Below are 17,798 nucleotides of genomic sequence, written 5' to 3'. Positions count from 1 at the left end.
CTGGACCCGATGCCCGCCGCCGCCGCGCTCGCCCTGATCGGCGGGCAGGTCGCCGCCCGCGCGGCCGACCTGCTGCCGTCGGACTGACCCGCCCGCCGGCCCGGGGTGGACCGCCGTCGAACCTGTGGCGCGCACGGCGGTCCGCCCTAGACCGTCGCGGGTTGGGCGGCCGGCTCCTCGTCGACCACCGCGCCGCTGAACTGGGAACGGTAGAGCCGGTGGTACGCGCCCTGGGCGGCGAGCAACTGCTCGTGGGTGCCCTGTTCGACGATCCGGCCGTCCTCCATCATCAGGATCAGGTCGGCGTCGCGGATGGTGGAGAGCCGGTGCGCGATGACGAAGCTGGTCCGGTCCGAGCGCAGCGCCGCCATCGCCCGCTGCAGCAGCACCTCGGTGCGGGTGTCCACCGAGCTGGTGGCCTCGTCGAGGATCAGCAGCGACGGTTCGGCCAGGAACGCGCGGGCGATGGTGATCAGCTGCTTCTCGCCGGCGCTGACGTTGCTGCCCTCCTCGTCGATGACCGTGTCGTAGCCGTCGGGCAGGCTGCGGACGAACCGGTCCACGAAGGTGGCCCGAGCCGCGGCGATGATCTCCTCCTCGGTGGCGTCGGGTCGGCCGTAGGCGATGTTGTCGCGGATGGTGCCGCCGAAGAGCCAGGTGTCCTGGAGCACCATGCCGATCCGTCCGCGCAGGTCGTCGCGGCGCATCGTGGTGATGTCCACCCCGTCGAGGGTGATCCGGCCGGCGTCCAGCTCGTAGAAGCGCATGACCAGGTTGACCAGGGTGGTCTTGCCGGCGCCGGTCGGGCCGACGATCGCCACCGTGTGCCCGGGTTCGGCGACCAGCGACAGGTCGTCGATCAGCGGCTTGTCCGGCTCGTAGCGGAACGAGACGTGTTCGAACTCGACCCGGCCGTGCGGGTCGGCGACGCGGGCCGGCTCGGCCGGGTCGGGCGTCTGCTCGTCGGCGTCGAGCACCGCGAAGACCCGCTCGGCCGACGCCACCCCGGACTGGAGCAGGTTGGCCATCGAGGCGAGCTGGGTGAGCGGCTGGGTGAACTGGCGGGAGTACTGGATGAACGCCTGCACGTCGCCGAGGCTCATCGTGCCGGAGGCGACCCGCAGCCCACCGACCACGGCGATCGCCACGTAGCTCAGGTTTCCGATGAACATCATCGACGGCATGATGATCCCGGAGATGAACTGGGCGCCGAAGCTGGCCCGGAACAGCTCCTCGTTCTTCGCGTGGAACGCGGCCTCCACCTCGCGCTGCCGGCCGAAGACCTTCACCAGCTCGTGGCCCGTGTACGCCTCCTCGATCTGACCGTTCAACTCGCCGGTGTGCGTCCACTGCGCGATGAACTGCTTCTGCGAACGCTTGGCGATGCGCTGGGTGACCAGCACCGACAGCGGCACCGCGACGAGGGCCACCAGGGCCAGCAGCGGCGAGATCCAGAACATCACGGCCAGCACGCCGACCACGGTCAGCAGGGAGGTGAGCAGTTGGCTGAGGGTCTGCTGGAGGCTGGTGGAGATGTTGTCGATGTCGTTGGTGACCCGGCTGAGCAGCTCGCCTCGGGGCTGCCGGTCGAAGTAGGGCAGCGGCAGCCGGTTGAGCTTCTCCTCCACCTCGGCGCGCAGCCGCAGCACGGTGCGCTGGACGACCCCGTTGAGCAGCCAGCCCTGCCACCACATCAGCAGGCTCGCCGCCAGGTAGAGCCCGAGCGCCAACAGCAGCACCCGGCTCAGGGCGTCGAAGTCGATGCCCACCCCGGGCACCACGTCCATCCGGGCCAGCATGTCGGCGAAGCTGTCGTTGCCGCTGGCCCGCGCCGCGGCGACGGCCTGCTCGGCGGTGGTGCCCGCCGGCAGTTGCCGACCGATCACCCCGCTGAAGATCAGGTCGGTGGCGTGGCCGAGGATCTTCGGCCCAGCCACGCTGAACCCGACGCTCACCAGCGCCAACGTGATGATCGCGGCCAGGTGCAGCCGGTGCGGCCGGAGCCGACCGAGCAGCCGCTTGGCGGACGGCCCGAAGTTCATCGACCGTTCGGCGGGCATCCCGGCGCCCATCCACGGCGGGCCGCCGCCCTGACGGCCGGGCGGCAGCCGCTTCGGCGTCGGCCCGTCCGCGGCCGGCTTCTGCTCGGGTACGGCCGCGGTCCGCGGCGCCTCGCGCTCGGTCATGCCGGCACCTCCGTCGTCTGCTGGGAGGCCACGATCTCGGCGTACGTCGGGCAGGTCTCCAAAAGCTCCGCGTGTCGTCCCACTCCGACGACCCCTCCGTCCTCGAGAACGATGATCTGGTCGGCGTCCACGATCGTGGAGACCCGCTGGGCCACGATCACCACCGCGGACTGCGCGGTCACCGGCCGCAGTGCCGCCCGCAGCCGCGCGTCGGTGCCGAGGTCCAGCGCGGAGAACGAATCGTCGAACAGGTAGATCTCGGGCTGCCGGACCAGGGCCCGGGCGATGGCCAGACGTTGCCGCTGTCCACCGGAGACGGTGCTGCCGCCCTGGGCGATCGGAGCGTCCAGCCCGCCGGGCATCTGGGCCACGAAGTCCCGGGCCTGGGCGATCTCCAACGCCGTCCACAGTTCCTCGTCGGTGGCGTCCGGGTTGCCGTAGCGCAGGTTGCTGGCGACCGTGCCGGTGAACAGGTACGGCCGTTGCGGCACCAGCCCGATGCGTCGCCACAGCTCGTCGGGGGCCAGCTCCCGTACGTCCACCCCGTCGACCAGCACGGCGCCGGCGGTGACGTCGACCAGACGGGGGATGAGCGACAGCAGGGTCGTCTTGCCCGCGCCGGTGCTGCCGATGATCGCCGTGGTGGTGCCGGGGGTGGCCCGGAAGGAGATGTCCCGCAGCACCGGGTCGACCGCTCCCGGGTACTGGAAGCGCACCCCGCGCAGCTCCAACTCGGCCCGGCTGGGCAGTTCGGTGACCGGTGCGGGGGCGGGGACCACCGAGGAGTCGGTGTCCAGCACCTCGGTGATGCGCTCGGCGCAGACCGCGGCCCGGGGCACCATCATCAGCATGAAGGTGGCCATCATCACGGCCATCAGGATCTGCATCAGGTACTGCAGGAACGCGGTAAGGGCGCCGACCTGGATCGCGCCGGCGTCCACCCGCTGCGCGCCGAACCAGAGCACCGCCACACTGGAGACGTTCAGCACCAGCATGACCACGGGGAAGATCAACGCCAGCAACCGTCCGGTCCGCAGCGCGGTGGCGGTCAGGTCGGCGTTGGCGACGCCGAAGCGGTCCGTCTCGTACGGCTCGCGGACGAACGCGCGGACCACCCGGATGCCGGTGATCTGCTCGCGCAGCACCCGGTTGACCGTGTCGATCCGGGTCTGCATCAGCCGGAAGCCCGGCACCATCCGACGGATGATCGCGCTGAGCGTGATGGCCAGCACGGGCACGCTGACCAGCATCAGCCAGGAGAGCCCAATGTCCTCCCGCAGCGCCATGAACACGCCGCCGACGCTCATGATCGGTGCCGCGACGAGCATCGTGCAGCTCATCAGCACGAGCATCTGCACCTGCTGCACGTCGTTGGTGTTGCGGGTGATCAGCGACGGCGCCCCGAACCGGGCCACCTCGCGGGCGGAGAAGCGGTTGACGTGCCCGAACAGCCGGGCGCGTACGTCCCGGCCGAAGCCCATCGCGATCCGCGCGCCCAGGTAGACGGCGGCGATCGAACAGACGATCTGGATCAGGCTGACCAGCAGCATCCAGCCGCCGGTGCGCACGATGTAGTCGGTGTCGCCCCGGGCGACGCCCTGGTCGATGATGTCCGCGTTGAGGCTGGGTAGGTAGAGCGAGGCCATGGTGCCCACGAACTGGAGCAGCACCACCGCCAGCAACGGTCTCTGATAGGTGCGCAGTTGGCCGCGCAGCAGTCGGATCAGCACGCCGGGTCCTTCGTTTCGGTAGGGCGTCCGGTCATCCGCGGGTCGTCCCCGCTGCCGATGACCTCGAGCAAAAACTCCCGGATGACCTGGGCCTTGGCCGGGTCGGCGTCGACCGAGGTGAGGGGGCGTCCGGAATGCATGAGTGCGCCGAGCGCGGCCACCCGCTCCCGCCCGGCGGGGGTGATGGCGAGTCGGATGCTGCGTCGGTCGCTGTCGTCGCGTTGCCGCTCGACGAGACCGTCGCGGGCGAGCGTGTCGACGATGCCGGTCAGGGTCGCCGGACGCACGAACCCCTTCTCGGCGACCTCCCGGTGGGGCAGCTCGCCGTGTCGGGCGAGCGTCATCAGGGTGACCATGCCGGCCTGGGTGAGGCCGTGCTCCTCGGCGAGGTAGCGATTCCAGCGCTGCCCGACGAGGTGTCCGGCCACCACCAGCAGTCGGCCGAGCGGCACGTCCTGGAGCGTGACGAGTTCCACGGTGAGCAGATTAGCCCCCTGATAGTCAGGTGCCAAACGAAATAGTCGCCGCGGTGGTGACGAACGCGACCTGTAGGACGGTGCGCTGCCCGGGCGGGGTGACCGGACGTCCGTCGAGGGTCAGGCCGCACCCGCAGCGCCGGGTGCCAGCTGTCGAGTGCGGAGATGCCGGTCAGGCCGGCGAGCCGGGCCAGCGCGGTGCCGACAACCAGGGCGATCAGGAGTGCCATCGGAATCCTCCTCGAGAAACTTGTCGGTGACAAGATTGCGCCGACGGGCGGCATCTTGTCAATGGCAAGATAGGATTTCGGCATGACCGAGACGCGCGCCTACCACCACGGCGATCTCCGTCGCGCCCTGCTCGCGGCCGCGCTCGACGCGATCGAGGAGGTTGGGCCGGCCGCGCTGAGCCTGCGTGACCTGGCCCGTCGGGCCGGCGTCTCGCACGCCGCGCCCGCGCACCACTTCGGCGACAAGGCGGGCCTGCTCACCGCCCTCGCCACACAGGGCTTCGACCTGCTCGCCCAGACGCTGGCCTCGGCGGGCGACGACCTGCTGGCCGCCGGAGTCGCGTACGTCGACTTCGCCGTCCGGCACCGTGCGCACTTCGAGGTGATGTTCCGGCCCGAGCTCTACCGGGCCGGCGACGCCGAACTGGTTACCGCACGGGAGCGGGCCGGTGCCGCGCTCCGCTCGGGGGTGGCGACGCTACCCACCAGTGGCGCGCCGGTCGACACCGACCGGGACGCGCTCGCCGCCTGGTCGATCGCGCACGGCTTCGCGACCCTCTGGCTGGCCGGCGCACTGCCAAACCGGGTAGGCGGCAACCCCCGCAAAGCAGCCCAAGAAGTCCTAAGGCGCCTAACCCGCTAACCCCTCCACTGCCGCGTCGATCATGGAGTTGTGGTGGGCGGTTCACCCATTGCTGCCCCTTTTGTGGGGCACCACAACTCATGATCGACACGGCTAGAGGGGGCGGGGTCACCAGCTTGTGGGGAGGGGCATTCCTTCGGTGAAGCCGGCGGCGCTCTGGACACCGACGATCGCCCGCTCGTGGAACTGCGTCAGGTCCCGTGCGCCGGCGTAGGTGAAGGCGCTGCGTACCCCGGCGATGATCTCGTCGATCAGGTCCTCGACGCCGGGTCGGGCCGGATCCAGGTACATCCGGGCCGAGGAGATGCCCTCCTCGAACACCGCCTTCCGGGCCCGGTCGTACGGGCTGTCGTCGGCGGTACGGGCGCTGACCGCCCGCGCCGAGGCCATCCCGAAGCTCTCCTTGTACCGCCGGCCGTCCGGCTCCGTGTACAGGTCACCGGGGGACTCGTAGGTGCCGGCGAACCAGGAGCCGATCATCACGTTCGAGGCGCCGGCGGCGAGCGCGAGCGCCACGTCGCGCGGGTGCCGTACGCCGCCGTCCGCCCAGACGTGCCGGCCCAGCTCGCGGGCGGCCGTCGAGCAGTCGAGCACGGCGGAGAACTGCGGGCGGCCCACCCCGGTCATCATCCGGGTGGTGCACATCGCGCCCGGCCCGACGCCGACCTTGATGATGTCGGCGCCGGCCTCGACCAGGTCGCGTACCCCCTCGGCGGTGACGACGTTGCCGGCCGCCACCGGCACGCCCGGGTCCAGCTTGCGGACCGCCCGCAACGCCGAGATCATCCGCTCCTGGTGGCCGTGCGCGGTGTCCACGACCAGCGTGTCCACCCCGGCCTCCAGCAGCGCGGCGGCCTTGCCGGTGACGTCACCGTTGATCCCGACCGCCGCCGCGACGCGCAGTCGTCCCCGGTCGTCCACGGCCGGCGTGTAGAGGGTGGCCCGCAGTGCGCCCTGCCGGGTCAGCACCCCGACCAGTCGACCGTCGGCGTCCACCACCGGGGCGAGCCGGCGACGGCCGGCGGAGAGCAGGTCGAAGCCGGTACGCGGGTCCGCGTCCGCCGGGACGGTGTGCAGCTCGGTGGACATCACGTGCCGCAACTGGGCGAACCGGTCGACGCCCATGGTGTCCGCCTCGGTGACCACGCCCATCGGCCGGCCGGCCTCGTCGACCACGATCACCGCACCGTGCGAGCGCTTGGGCAGCAGGTGGATGGCGTCGCCGACGGTCTCGGTCGGGCCCAGGGTGATCGGCGTGTCGTAGACCAGGTGGCGCTGCTTGACCCAGGAGACGACGTTCGCGACCACCTCGATCGGGATGTCCTGCGGGATCACGGCGATCGCGCCCCGCCGGGCCACCGTCTCGGCCATCCGCCGGCCGGCGACCGCGGTCATGTTCGACACCACCAGCGGGATGGTGGTGCCGGTGCCGTCGCCGGTGGACAGGTCGACGTCGAGCCGGGAGCCAAGGTCGGAACGGGCCGGCGCCATGAAGACGTCGGTATAGGTCAGGTCGTGCGCGGGAGCCGCGCCGTGAAGGAACCGCACCCGACAATCATTCCCGCTCGCGGCCGATTCCACCGCTGGTGGTCGCGGAAAACACTCGCATCGTCGTCGGTCCTGGTCCCGGTGGCGTCGTCGGGCGCTCGCCGGATGTGCCGGGCAGCCCGGTGGAAGTGCCACGGCGAGCCCGGCCGGGTACGAATCGGTCAGCCCACCAGGAGGGCCACGGCGAGCCCGGCCATCACGACGGCGATGACCGCGTCCAGCACCCGCCAGGCGACGGCGCGGGCGAGCAGCGGTGCGAGGCGTTGCGCGCCGACGCCGAGCGCGGTGAACCAGACCGCGCTGGCCAGGGTGGCGCCGGCGCCGAAGACCCACCGGTGTGGGTGTTGTTGGGCCACTCCCCCGAGGAGCAGCACGGTGTCCAAATAGACGTGCGGGTTCAGGTAGGTGAAGGCGGCGCAGGCGAGCAGGGTCGCCCCCAGCGTGGCCGGCGGCCGCTCGGTGGGCAACAGGGCGCCGGGACGCAGGGCGCGGCGGGCGGCGAGCCCCGCGTAGCAGAGCAGAAAGGCCGCACCGACCCAGCGGATCGCCATCAGCAGGCCCGGTCGGCCGGTCACCAGCGAACCGACCCCGGCCACTCCCGCCATGATCAGCAGCGCGTCCGACGCGGCGCAGGTCAGCACCACGGGTACGACGTGCTCGCGTCGCAGGCCTTGGCGCAGAACGAAGGCGTTCTGGGCGCCGATGGCGACGATGAGCGCGATGGAGATCGAGAAGCCGGCAACGGCGGAGGTGAGCACGGAGTCGACGCTATGACCGTCGACGGCAACCAGTCCAACTAAAGATTATGACGCAACTTAAGCTTAGCTAATGGAAGGTCTCGACTCGGCGCAGCTACGGACGCTCGCGGCGGTGGTAGCGGAGGGCAGCTTCGACGCGGCGGCCCAGCTGCTGCACGTCACACCGTCGGCGGTGAGCCAACGGATCAAGGCGCTGGAGGAAGCCGTCGGCCAGGTGCTGGTCCGCCGGGCCCGCCCGTGCGTGGCAACCGACGCCGGCCGTCCACTGCTGCGCCTGGCCGGCCAGCTCGCGCTGCTCGAACGGGAGGCACTGTCCGAGGCCCGCGGCCCGCTGGCCGGCGGCGGCCGTGTCCGGGTCGCCGTGGTGGCCAACGCGGACTCACTGGCCACCTGGTTCCCCGCCGCGTTGGCCCGGCTGCCGCAGCGGGCCGGGCTCTCCTTCGACCTGCGGCAGGACGATCAGGACCACACCGCCGAGTTGCTCCGGGACGGTTCGGTGACGGCGGCCGTCACCGCCCAGCGGGAGGCTGTGCAGGGCTGCCGGGTGCTGCGGCTCGGAGCCATGCGGTACCGCGCGTTGGCCACGCCGGAATTCGCGGCGTCCCATTTCGGCGAGGGATTCACCGCGTCCGAGCTGGCGGGTGCGCCGCTGATCGTCTTCGACCGGAAGGACCGGGTGCAACACCGCTTCATCCGGGCGGTGACGGGCCGGCCGCTCGACCCGCCGGTGCACTACGTGCCGTCGGTGCCGGCCTTCAGCGAGGCGATCCGGCTCGGGTTGGGCTGGGGCCTGGTGCCGGAACAGATCGCCGGGGCCGACCTGGCCGCCGGTCGCTGTGTCGACCTCGCGCCGGGCCGACATCTCGACGTTCCGCTGTACTGGCAGCACTGGCGGCTGGAGTCGGACGTGCTGAACGCCCTGACCGCCGCCGTCCGCGCGGTCGCCGCCGAGACGCTCCGCTGACCGCCGCCGGCGTCGCACCGCCCGGTTGTCGGGGAGGGACTCTCTCGACAGCTCAGGCGATGGTGCAGATCGCGGCACCCGCGGTGATCACGGCACCGACCTCGGCCGTGAGCCCGCTGACCGTGCCCGCCTTGTGCGCGTGCAACGGCTGCTCCATCTTCATCGCCTCCAGCACCACCACCAGGTCGCCCTCGGCCACGGTGTCGCCGTCGGCCACCGCGATCTTGACGATGGTGCCCTGCATCGGCGAGGTGAGCGCGTCGCCGCCGACCGGAGCACCGGCCTTGGCGCCACCGCCACGCCGGCTCGGCTTGCGGGAGGCGGACGCCGCGGTGGTCGTACTCCCGCCGAAGCCGGCGGGGAGGCTGACCTCGAGGCGCTTGCCGCCCACCTCGACCACGACGGTGTCGCGTTCGGCCGGTGCCTCGGCGGTGCCGGCGGCGGCGGTGAACGCCGGCACGGTGTTGTGGAACTCGGTCTCGATCCACCGGGTGTGCACGGTGAACGGCTCGGCGGTGAACGCCTCGTCCCGCACGACAAGTCGGTGGAACGGCAGCGCGGTGGCCATGCCGTCGACCACCATCTCGTCCAGCGCGCGACGGGCGCGCTCCAGGGCCTCGGTCCGCGTCTCACCGGTGATGATGACCTTGGCGAGCAGCGAGTCGAAGTTGCCGCCGATCACGTCGCCGGCCGAGATGCCGGTGTCGACCCGGACGCCGGGGCCGGTGGGCAGCCGCAGCGCGGTCACCGTGCCCGGGGCGGGCAGGAAGTTGCGGCCGGGGTCCTCGCCGTTGATCCGGAACTCGATGGAGTGCCCGCGTGGCGTCGGGTCCTCGGTGATCCGCAGCTTCTCGCCGTCGGCGATCCGGAACTGCTCGCGGACCAGGTCGATGCCGGAGGTCTCCTCGGTGACCGGGTGCTCGACCTGGAGCCGGGTGTTGACCTCCAGGAAGGAGATCGTGCCGTCGACGCCGACCAGGTACTCCACCGTGCCGGCGCCGTGGTAGCGGGCCTCCCGGCAGATCGCCTTGGCGCTGTCGTGGATCTGCGCCCGCTGGGCGTCGGTGAGGAACGGCGCGGGCGCCTCCTCGACGAGCTTCTGGTGCCGCCGCTGCAACGAGCAGTCCCGCGTACCCACCACGATCACGTTGCCGTGCTGGTCGGCGAGGACCTGCGCCTCGACGTGCCGGGGCTGGTCCAGGTACCGCTCGACGAAGCACTCGCCCCGACCGAACGCCGCGACCGCCTCCCGGGTGGCCGACTCGAACAGCTGGGGGATCTCCTCCATCGTCCGGGCCACCTTGAGACCGCGCCCGCCACCACCGAAGGCGGCCTTGATGGCCACCGGCAGGCCGTGGTCGACGGCGAACGCCATCACCTCGTCCGGGCTCGCCACCGGATCCGGGGTGCCGGGAACCAGCGGGGCGCCGGCGCGCTGGGCGATGTGCCGGGCCGTCACCTTGTCGCCCAGGTCGCGGATCGCCTGCGGGGTGGGGCCGATCCAGGTCAGCCCGGCGTCGATGACCGCCTGGGCGAAGTCGGCGTTCTCACTGAGAAAACCATAACCCGGGTGTACGGCGTCCGCGCCGGCCCGGGCGGCCACGTCGAGCAGCTTGTCGATGCGCAGGTACGTCTCGGTCGCGCTGTCCCCGCCGAGCGCGTACGCCTCGTCCGCGAGCGTGGCGTGCAGAGCGTCGCGGTCGGAGTCCGCGTACACGGCGACGCTGCCGAGGCCGGCGTCACGACAGGCGCGGATCACCCGGACGGCGATCTCGCCGCGGTTGGCGATGAGTACCTTGCGCACCTTCGTGGCTCCTCCCGGGCAGGTTACTGACGGGGAGTGTATCGGCCACCTGTGGTGGCCCTAACGATCGCTCAGTGTGGGATGTGGCACTGAGCTTAGTCAAACTTGGCTATTACGCTTGTCGGGTGTCTTCGACTCGTTTGATGATCCTCGGTCTGGTGCGGTGGATGCAGCCCGTGCACGGCTACGACGTGCGCCGTGAGCTGCTGAGCTGGAGCGCCGACAAGTGGGCGAACGTGCAGCCCGGCTCGATCTACCACGCCCTGCGCAAGCTCACCGAGGAAGGTCTGCTCCGCGCCGTGGCGACCGAGCAGGTCGGCGCCCGTCCGGCGCGCACCACGTACGAGGTGACAGTCAAGGGGGCGGACGAGTTCGAGACGCTGCTGCGTAACTCCTGGTGGACGATCAGCGAGCCTCCCGACCCGTTCGTGGCGGCCTTCTCCTTCCTGCCGGCCATGCCGCGGGACGAGGCGGCCGCCGCTCTGCGCAACCGGGCCAACCAGCTGCGGGCCGGTATCGAGTCAATGCGCGCGTCGCTGGATTCGGACTGGGTGCGCAACCGCAAGCCGACGCACGTGGGCTGGATGTTCGAACTGTGGTCGGCGCGGGCGGAGGCGGAGATGGGTTGGTGCGAGCGGATCGCGGAGCGGATCGATTCAGGTGTGTCGTACCTGCCTGCTGAACTGGATGAAGCGCAGGGTTGGTCGGGGTGGCGGGACGGTGCGGAGCCACCCGGTGCCGACACGGAATAATCAACGTTGACTAAGAAAGTTATATCGCGTTAGCCTGCTGTCGGCACAGCGGGGGAGTGCGCCGTCCGGCGTCGTCCCACTCGACGGCCGGCCCGACCGGCCCGAACGACCAGGAGCAGAGATGATCGAGACCAGGGGGCTGCGGAAGTCGTTCCGCTCCGCGCGGGTCGAGAGACGAAGACGGTTGACGCCGTGCGGGGCGTCAACCTGGAGGTCGCCGAGGGCGAGATCTTCGGCTTCCTCGGCCCGAACGGCGCCGGCAAGACCACCACGCTGCGGATGCTCGCCACGCTGATCGAGCCGGACGGCGGCGAGGCCACGATCGCCGGCGCCGACCTGCGCAAGGACCCGGCCGAGGTGCGTCGCCGCATCGGGTACGTCCCGCAGGGCGGCAGCACCTGGGACGAGTCCACCGCCCGCGAGGAGCTGGTGCTGCACGCCCGCATGTACGGCATCGGCAAGGCCGACGCGCAGCGCCGCGCCGCCCGCGCCCTGGACGCCTTCCAGCTCACCGAGTACGCCGACCGCAAGTGCAAGACCTACTCGGGCGGTCAGCGTCGGCGCGTCGAGATCGCGCTCGGCATCATCCACGAGCCGAAGATCGTCTTTCTGGACGAGCCGACCACGGGCCTCGACCCGCAGAGCCGCGCGCACATGTGGGACGAGATCCGGCGGCTGCGCAGCGACGGGATGACCGTCTTCATCACCACCCACTACCTCGACGAGGCCGACGCGCTCTGCGACCGGATCGCGATCATGGACAACGGCGAGGTGGTGGCCGAGGGCACCCCGGCCGAGCTCAAGCGGGAGATCTCCGGCGACGTGGTGCTGGTCGGCCTCGACCTGGCCGCCACCCCGCAGGCCGCGAAGGCGCTCGACGGCGAGCTGTACGTCAACAAGCTGGAAACCGTCGACGAGGGTGGCCTGCGTCTCTACGTCGACGAGGGCGCCACCGCCATCCCGCAGGTGCTGCGCCGACTCGACCACGCCGGGCTGGAGCTGCGCTCGATCGAGCTGCACCGACCCAGCCTGGACGACGTCTTCCTGACCAAGACCGGCCGCTCGCTGCGCGAGTCCTGACCATCCCGGAGACGACCCATGAAATTCGCCCGTGACACGTGGCTGATCTTCCAGCGGCAGATCCAGCTCCTGCTGCGCAACCCGGTCTGGGTCTTCGTCGGCGTGTTCCAGCCGGTGATGTACCTGCTGCTCTTCGCCCCGCTGCTCAAGCCGGCGCTGAACGCACCCACCCAGGCCGCCGCCTACAAGATCTTCGTACCCGGCCTGCTGGTGCTGCTGGCCATCTTCGGTGGCCTGTTCCAGGGCTTCGGTCTGATCGCCGAGCTGCGCGCCGGGGTCATCGAACGCTCCCGGGTCACCCCGATCAGTCGACTCGCCCTGCTGCTCGGCCGCTCACTGCGCGACGTGGTCTCGCTCGTCGTGCAGGCCGTCATCATCACCCTGCTGGCGCTCCTGTTCGACCTGCGGGTGTTCATCGGTGACCTGCTGCTGGCGTACCTGATGCTCGCCCTGATCGCGCTGATGACCTCGGCCGTCTCGTACGGTGTCGCGCTCAAGGTCAAGAGCGAGGACGCGTTGGCCCCGCTGATGAACACGGTGGCGCAGCCGGTGCTGCTGCTGTCCGGCATCCTGCTGCCGCTGACCTTCGCGCCCGGCTGGTTGCAGGGCATCGCCGACTGGAACCCGTTCTCCTGGGCGGTCGACGGCACCCGCGCGCTGTTCGCCGGTGACCTCGGCAGCGACAAGGTCTGGCAGGGCCTCAGCATCACCGCGGTCCTCGCCGCGCTGGGTGTCTTCTGGGCCGCACGCCAGTTCGCCCGCAGCGTCCGCTGACGCTGGTCTCTCCCGGAATCGGGGTGCCCCTCGCACGAGGGCACCCCGATTTCCGCGTCCGGCGGTTGCCGACGCTCACCGCATCCGTGCGACGGCTCGGCGCAGCCGGGCGAAGGCTCGGCGCACCCGGGCGAGGGCTCAGCGCATCCGGGCGAGGGCTCAGCGCACCCGGGCGAGGGTGACGCCGTCCGCGATCGGCAGCATCACCTGGTCCACCCGTACGTCGGCGAGCACCTCGTCGTTGAAGGCGGCGATAGCCCGGTCGCCTTCGTTCTGTGGGGCGATCACCCGCCCGCCGCGCAGTACGTTGTCGAGGGCGATCACCCCACCCGGACGCATCCGGGGCACCAGCTCCGCCCAGTAGATCGGGTAGCCGGTCTTGTCCGCGTCGATGAACGCGAAGTCCAGGTGGCGCTCGTGTGGAAGCTCCCGCAGCGTCTCCCCGGCGGGGCCGATGCGCAGCTCGATCCGGTCCTGCACGCCGCCCGGGCCCAGTAGCGCCGGGCCATGCCGGTGAACTCCTCGGAGATGTCGAAGCAGGTCAGCCGCCCACCTTCGGGCAGCCCGCGGGCGATCGCCAGCGCCGACAGCCCGGTGAACGTGCCGACCTCGACGGCGTGCCGCACGTCCAGCAGCCGGGTGAGGAAGGTCAGGAAGGCCGCCTGCTCCGGTGCCACCTGCATCGTGGCGTGCTCCGGCAGCACCGACCGGGTCTCCTCGGCCAGGTCCCGAATGATGTCGTCCGGCGGGGCGCCGTGCGCGACCAGGTACGTGTGCAGCTCGTCGGTGAGCGGGATCGACTTGGTGGTCATGACGGGACGGTACCGAGCGGCTCGACAGTTTGGCCGCCCGGCGCGACCTTCGTCCACAAGTCGGTTATCTGTAGATTCAGCTCGGCGAGGAGGCGGCGCAGCAGCGGCATCGACAACCCGACCACCGTGCCCGCGTCACCCTCGATCCGCTCCACGAACGCCCCACCCAGCCCGTCGATCGTGAACGCGCCGGCCACGGCCAGCGGCTCACCGGTGGCCACGTACGCGGCGATCTCGTCGTCACTGACGTCGGCGAAGTGGACGGTCGTCGAGGCGACCGCCTCCGCCCGCCGCCCGGCGACGACGTCGATCAGGCAGTGCCCACTGTGCAGAACACCGCTGCGCCCCCGCATCCGCAGCCAGCGCCGGGTCGCGTCCGCCGGATCCGTCGGCTTACCGAGAATCTCCCCGTCGAACGCCAGCACCGAGTCACAGCCGATCACCAGCGTCCGCTGACCGGCGGCCGGGCTCAACCGGGTCAACACCGCCTGCGCCTTGAGCCGCGCCAACTCCAGGCACAACTCCTCGGCCCGATCGGTCACCACCAGAGACTCGTCCACCCCACTGACCAGCACGTCCGGCTCGATGCCGGCGGCCTGGAGAGACTTGCGACGGGCAGGGCTCGCCGAGGCGAGCACGAGGCGGAGCGGCAGAGAGTCAGACACGAGCCCGACGTTACCGGCTCACCACCCACCACACCGGCGCGCCGCCCTGGGTCCGCCGGCCGGGATCGGGGCGCCCCCCGGGTAGCCGGCCGGGGCCGGGGTGCCGGCGTCCTTGATCGCCGGCGTCCTTGATCCACTCCAGATCGCCGACATTGGGCTATCGCACCTCCACGAAAGCCCAATATCGGCGATACCGAGTCGATCGGCGAAATCATTAGCGTGATCCACTCGCCTTCGCGGAACTCGGGGTATCCCTTGCGCCGGGACACCCCGATTTCAACGAACTCGAGTCGATCACAGCGCGCCCGGCCCGACTAGCGGCTGATTCGGGGAGGTGGATCATCACCGCGCCGCCGACGCCGTGCCATCAGCGCCCATCCGACACCAACGGCCACGATCACCGCGAGAGTGACCACCCCGCGAACTGTCGCGCCATCAGCGTCATCACCACGCCCAGCGCGAGCCGTCGTACTGACGCCAGCACCGGCCGGCGCGCTCACCGACTCAAACCCCAGCGGAGGTACGTCTGCCGTCAACGCCGCCACAAGATCGATCACGCCATACCCGTACTCGTCGTCACGACCAGGCGGACCCTTGTCGACGGCCGTGGCAGTGAGTCGATGCGCCACCTCCCGCGCCGGCAGGTAGGGGTACTTCGACCTGATCAGAGCCGCGGCCCCGGCCACAATCGCCGTCGCGCTCGAAGTGCCAGTGCCCTTCGAGTACTTTCCGTTGTAGCTGGTGCTGTAAATGTCGACCGCCGGTGCGACCACGTCGATCTCCGGACCGGTGACCGAGATAGCTGCGTGTTGTCCCGAGCGATCCACGCCGCCCACGGCAATTACGCCTTCTTCGCTTGCCGGATACGAAACAGGTCGATACGGCACGTTTCCGGCTGCTGCCACGACAGTAATATTCGCTGCGAGGGCGGCGTCGACTGCCCGGATGAGACGCGGTGTTGATGCCCCTCCACTAGAAACATTGATGACTTGGGCCCTACTGGATATGGCGTATTCGATAGCTGCAGCAAGGTCCTCAGCTTCCCCGAAATTGTCCGACGTGGAGGCTTTGATGGGAAGGATTTTGGCTCGCGGGGCAATGCCGAGTGCTCCCGCATTTCCGACCCTGCCGTGCGCCGCAATCAATCCCGCCATACTCGTGCCGTGACTGTTTGGGTCCTCTCGGCCATTTCCAGAACCGCCGGCGACGGTGTCAATTCCCGTCAGCAAGTTATCGCTCAGGTCGGGGTGAGGATCCACGCCGGTGTCGGGCACGGCAACAACGACCCCATCGCCTTGACTAATCGCCTGAGCCTCGGTGACCTTCAGAAATGATAGGTGCCATTGATCGGCCCGGATCCGTTCGGCCTCAGCGGGCGCCGGGTTCGAAGGTGGAGTTATTTTCGATGTCAATCCAATGGGTGAAAGTTGCAAGATCAGTGCAATTGCCGTTACCTCGGCCATGATTGACATCATCGATTGAAGCCGATGGCGGGACCTGGGTCGATGGGCCCGTCATCACTGGGTGGACGGACCACCGGCGCTACGCCCGTATCGATTTTCCACGGGTGATCGGGGTCCCAGTGGGACGCGTCGTTGCCTGCCTGCCTTTGATCGGTTGGCCGAAGAGCCGGCGGCTGAACACCAGGGGGGCTCGCCAGTCCAGGCGCGCCGCCCATCGGTGGGATGCCTTGCATCGCTGACGAGCTGCGGCCTGATCCAGGGCGAGAGCCGGCTCCTCCGCTCGGTGCGGTGCCCGCTCCGCCACCGCCAATGACACCGCCGATCGGGTTGACGCGCCGAGGCGAGCTTTGGGTTGGGCCGGGTTGGCTCACGTTCATGCCTGGCATGCCCCCAATGACGCCTCCGGGTGGCATCGGTCGGCTGGAAGCCGGTGGTGTCGGGCGCTGGGCAAAGTTTTCAGTCCCGCTCTGAGGTCTGGTACCCGCAGAGCGCCGTGGCGTCAGGTCGCTGACGGGCCCGACCGAAATGCCGGACGGCAGGCTGGGCGAAGCGGTAGGTGGCGCTAATGGAGAAGTTGCCGGCCCGGGCAAGTTCGGGCTCGTTGCGCCCGGCATTGAAGCCGAACTTGTTCCGCCGAGAACAGGTCCCACGCCTGAGGGAGCCTGAACAGACGTAGGTCCTAAAGAGGGTGCATTCCGTGCCTTCACCGTTGTTGAAACGGTCGGCGTCATCGGTACGGCGATGACGGGCGGAATGACTGGACCTTGTGCGCTAGTGCCGTAAGTATCCGGATCGTTCGGTTGGTGGCCTGCCCGTCGAGGGGGTGGCGGTGGTTTTTGGAGGGTTGCTTGGGCTTGTTGGAGTTCGCCGCTCAAACTGAACATCATGCCCCGCGCCTGCGCGTTCAGCCGTTCCAGTTCCGCATCGGAAACGGGTGGCTCGGTGATCCGGCTGCCCATGATGGCTTTCGGGTCGGCGGCTGTCGTCTCGTAGGCCCGCTTTTGTTGGAGTTTGTCCGCGTACTCCTCGTGGACCTTGCGGAGCGCGGCGCGGGTGGTGCCGATGGCCTGGGTGGCGGCGGACAGCGCGGTGTAGTTGGCGGTGGCGGCGTCGTGGGTGTGCCGCACCTTGTCGATCAGTTCGTCGAGTTGGGCGAGGTACGTGCGGGAGGCGGCGCTGGTTTCGGGTGGCCACGCCGCGGCGAGGCCGCGTCGGTATTCCTGGAGCCGGCCGAGGTGGATCTGTGCCAGGTCGCAGACCTTGCGCCAGCCGGCGACCTGCTTCCAGTGGTTGGCGGTGTCGTGGTCCTGTAGGCACGCCCACATGCTGTTGACGTCCATGAGCTGCCAGTCGGTGCCGGAGGTGCGGCTGTTGCCCCGCTCGATCATGGGAGCACCGCCGGGCCGGTGGGGTCGGTGAGCATCGGTGTGGGCGTCGGGGTGTTGGGCAGCACGGCGCCCGGGTCGGCGAGGGCCTGTTGCACGTCGACCACTCGGGCTGCGGAGAAGGCGTCGCTGTCGGCGTACTGGGTGGCGACGCGGTCGGCGGCGGCGGCTAGGTGGCCGGTGGCGCCTCGGACGGCGTACACCATGTCCGCGGTGGCCTGCTGTGTCTCGTGGTGGGCGTGCAGGAAGGTGACCAGCTCGACGAAGGCGTCGCAGGGGTTGGGTATTTCGGCGGACATGTCGGCGGCGATGTACGGCAGGTGCGGCGCGTAGTTGCGTTCGACCTCGGCGGCGAGTTGGTCGGCGAATTCCCGGAGTTGGCGGATGTCAGCCTTGATGCCGCCGTAGTTGCGCAGCCAGGGTGCTGGCCCGTCCTCTTCGGGGATCATCGACCCTCCCTATGCGTCACGGCACCGTTTCCCTGAGTGAGGTTAACGGCTCAACGCCACCCTGGCAGCCCCCGTACGG

14 protein-coding genes and 2 pseudogenes are annotated in these 17,798 nt (G+C 70.0%); 5 read left to right on the top strand and 11 right to left on the bottom strand.

The genetic code is table 11. From position 1 onward, the window contains the following. Positions 1-146 precede the first annotated feature (146 nt). The 3 genes from JNW91_RS13840 to JNW91_RS13830 are packed head-to-tail and all read right to left on the bottom strand — an operon-like array spanning position 147 to position 4,392. Entirely contained in the window at positions 147-2,186 is a 2,040-nt protein-coding gene (locus JNW91_RS13840; RefSeq protein ID WP_238424939.1) for an ABC transporter ATP-binding protein, read from the bottom strand. Continuing rightward, entirely contained in the window at positions 2,183-3,916 is a 1,734-nt protein-coding gene (locus JNW91_RS13835) for an ABC transporter ATP-binding protein (protein WP_203175268.1), read from the bottom strand. The genes JNW91_RS13840 and JNW91_RS13835 overlap by 4 nt, the downstream gene beginning before the upstream one ends. Further along, entirely contained in the window at positions 3,910-4,392 is a 483-nt protein-coding gene (locus tag JNW91_RS13830) for a MarR family winged helix-turn-helix transcriptional regulator (protein WP_203175266.1), read from the bottom strand. The genes JNW91_RS13835 and JNW91_RS13830 overlap by 7 nt, the downstream gene beginning before the upstream one ends. Positions 4,393-4,704: 312 nt before the next feature. Here JNW91_RS13830 and JNW91_RS13825 point away from each other — a divergent pair, with 312 nt between their 5' ends. Continuing rightward, positions 4,705-5,265 carry a TetR/AcrR family transcriptional regulator gene (locus JNW91_RS13825; protein ID WP_203175264.1) on the top strand — a complete coding sequence of 187 codons (561 nt, stop codon included), beginning with the start codon at positions 4,705-4,707 and terminating at the stop codon, positions 5,263-5,265. A gap of 108 nt (positions 5,266-5,373) precedes the next feature. Here JNW91_RS13825 and JNW91_RS13820 read toward each other — a convergent pair whose 3' ends face one another. Continuing rightward, positions 5,374-6,813 carry a GuaB1 family IMP dehydrogenase-related protein gene (locus JNW91_RS13820; RefSeq protein WP_203175262.1) on the bottom strand — a complete coding sequence of 480 codons (1,440 nt, stop codon included), beginning with the start codon at positions 6,811-6,813 and terminating at the stop codon, positions 5,374-5,376. A 161-nt stretch (positions 6,814-6,974) separates the two neighbouring features. After that, positions 6,975-7,571: a LysE/ArgO family amino acid transporter gene (locus JNW91_RS13815; RefSeq protein ID WP_203175260.1), complete on the bottom strand. Its 597-nt coding sequence runs from the start codon at positions 7,569-7,571 to the stop codon at positions 6,975-6,977. Between the two features lie 70 nt (positions 7,572-7,641). Here JNW91_RS13815 and JNW91_RS13810 point away from each other — a divergent pair, with 70 nt between their 5' ends. Further along, the gene (locus JNW91_RS13810) at positions 7,642-8,535 is read left to right on the top strand and encodes a LysR family transcriptional regulator ArgP (RefSeq protein ID WP_203175258.1); all 894 of its coding nucleotides are present in this window, start codon (positions 7,642-7,644) and stop codon (positions 8,533-8,535) included. 52 nt (positions 8,536-8,587) lie between these two features. Here JNW91_RS13810 and JNW91_RS13805 read toward each other — a convergent pair whose 3' ends face one another. Continuing rightward, complete coding sequence (locus JNW91_RS13805) at positions 8,588-10,339, bottom strand: acetyl/propionyl/methylcrotonyl-CoA carboxylase subunit alpha (protein WP_203175256.1); 1,752 nt, start codon at positions 10,337-10,339, stop codon at positions 8,588-8,590. A 140-nt stretch (positions 10,340-10,479) separates the two neighbouring features. On the opposite strand from JNW91_RS13805, the gene JNW91_RS13800 reads away from it, so the two are divergent. The 3 genes and pseudogenes from JNW91_RS13800 (at position 10,480) to JNW91_RS13790 (ending at position 12,945) form a co-directional block, all read left to right on the top strand. Next, positions 10,480-11,091: a PadR family transcriptional regulator gene (locus JNW91_RS13800; RefSeq protein WP_203175270.1), complete on the top strand. Its 612-nt coding sequence runs from the start codon at positions 10,480-10,482 to the stop codon at positions 11,089-11,091. Between the two features lie 121 nt (positions 11,092-11,212). After that, a pseudogene (locus JNW91_RS13795) lies at positions 11,213-12,171 on the top strand (ATP-binding cassette domain-containing protein). An 18-nt stretch (positions 12,172-12,189) separates the two neighbouring features. Beyond that, a complete protein-coding gene (locus tag JNW91_RS13790; RefSeq protein WP_203175254.1) occupies positions 12,190-12,945 on the top strand; it encodes an ABC transporter permease in 756 nt (251 codons plus the stop codon). 159 nt (positions 12,946-13,104) lie between these two features. Here JNW91_RS13790 and JNW91_RS13785 read toward each other — a convergent pair. The 5 genes and pseudogenes from JNW91_RS13785 to JNW91_RS13765 all read right to left on the bottom strand — a co-directional run bounded on the left by JNW91_RS13785 (position 13,105) and on the right by JNW91_RS13765 (position 17,719). Beyond that, a pseudogene (locus JNW91_RS13785) lies at positions 13,105-13,757 on the bottom strand (O-methyltransferase). After that, positions 13,754-14,422 (bottom strand): Maf family protein, encoded by a 669-nt coding sequence (locus tag JNW91_RS13780; protein WP_203175252.1) that lies wholly within the window; start codon positions 14,420-14,422, stop codon positions 13,754-13,756. The pseudogene JNW91_RS13785 and the gene JNW91_RS13780 overlap by 4 nt, the downstream one beginning before the upstream one ends. Positions 14,423-14,736: 314 nt before the next feature. Continuing rightward, on the bottom strand, positions 14,737-15,885 hold the full coding sequence (locus tag JNW91_RS13775; protein ID WP_203175250.1) for a S8 family serine peptidase: 1,149 nt from the start codon (positions 15,883-15,885) through the stop codon (positions 14,737-14,739). 8 nt (positions 15,886-15,893) lie between these two features. After that, positions 15,894-17,273 carry a hypothetical protein gene (locus JNW91_RS13770; protein ID WP_203175248.1) on the bottom strand — a complete coding sequence of 460 codons (1,380 nt, stop codon included), beginning with the start codon at positions 17,271-17,273 and terminating at the stop codon, positions 15,894-15,896. Further along, positions 17,270-17,719 (bottom strand): hypothetical protein, encoded by a 450-nt coding sequence (locus JNW91_RS13765; RefSeq protein WP_203175246.1) that lies wholly within the window; start codon positions 17,717-17,719, stop codon positions 17,270-17,272. The genes JNW91_RS13770 and JNW91_RS13765 overlap by 4 nt, the downstream gene beginning before the upstream one ends. Positions 17,720-17,798: the final 79 nt, after the last annotated feature.

This window comes from Micromonospora parastrephiae, assembly GCF_016802865.1.
Taxonomy (GTDB): Bacteria; Actinomycetota; Actinomycetes; order Mycobacteriales; family Micromonosporaceae; genus Micromonospora; species Micromonospora parastrephiae.
The sequence above is the reverse complement of the archived record's forward strand: the minus strand, read 5'-3'. Positions and strand labels throughout refer to the sequence as shown.

Bases quoted from the DNA above. Each gene is read 5' to 3' on its own strand.
- JNW91_RS13765 (WP_203175246.1), bottom strand. From the start codon at position 17,719: ATGATCCCCGAAGAGGACGGGCCAGCACCCTGGCTGCGCAACTACGGC.
- JNW91_RS13790 (WP_203175254.1), top strand. From the start codon at position 12,190: ATGAAATTCGCCCGTGACACGTGGCTGATCTTCCAGCGGCAGATCCAG.
- JNW91_RS13840 (WP_238424939.1), bottom strand. From the start codon at position 2,186: ATGACCGAGCGCGAGGCGCCGCGGACCGCGGCCGTACCCGAGCAGAAG.
- JNW91_RS13825 (WP_203175264.1), top strand. From the start codon at position 4,705: ATGACCGAGACGCGCGCCTACCACCACGGCGATCTCCGTCGCGCCCTG.
- JNW91_RS13775 (WP_203175250.1), bottom strand. From the start codon at position 15,885: ATGGCCGAGGTAACGGCAATTGCACTGATCTTGCAACTTTCACCCATT.
- JNW91_RS13770 (WP_203175248.1), bottom strand. From the start codon at position 17,273: ATGATCGAGCGGGGCAACAGCCGCACCTCCGGCACCGACTGGCAGCTC.
- JNW91_RS13810 (WP_203175258.1), top strand. From the start codon at position 7,642: ATGGAAGGTCTCGACTCGGCGCAGCTACGGACGCTCGCGGCGGTGGTA.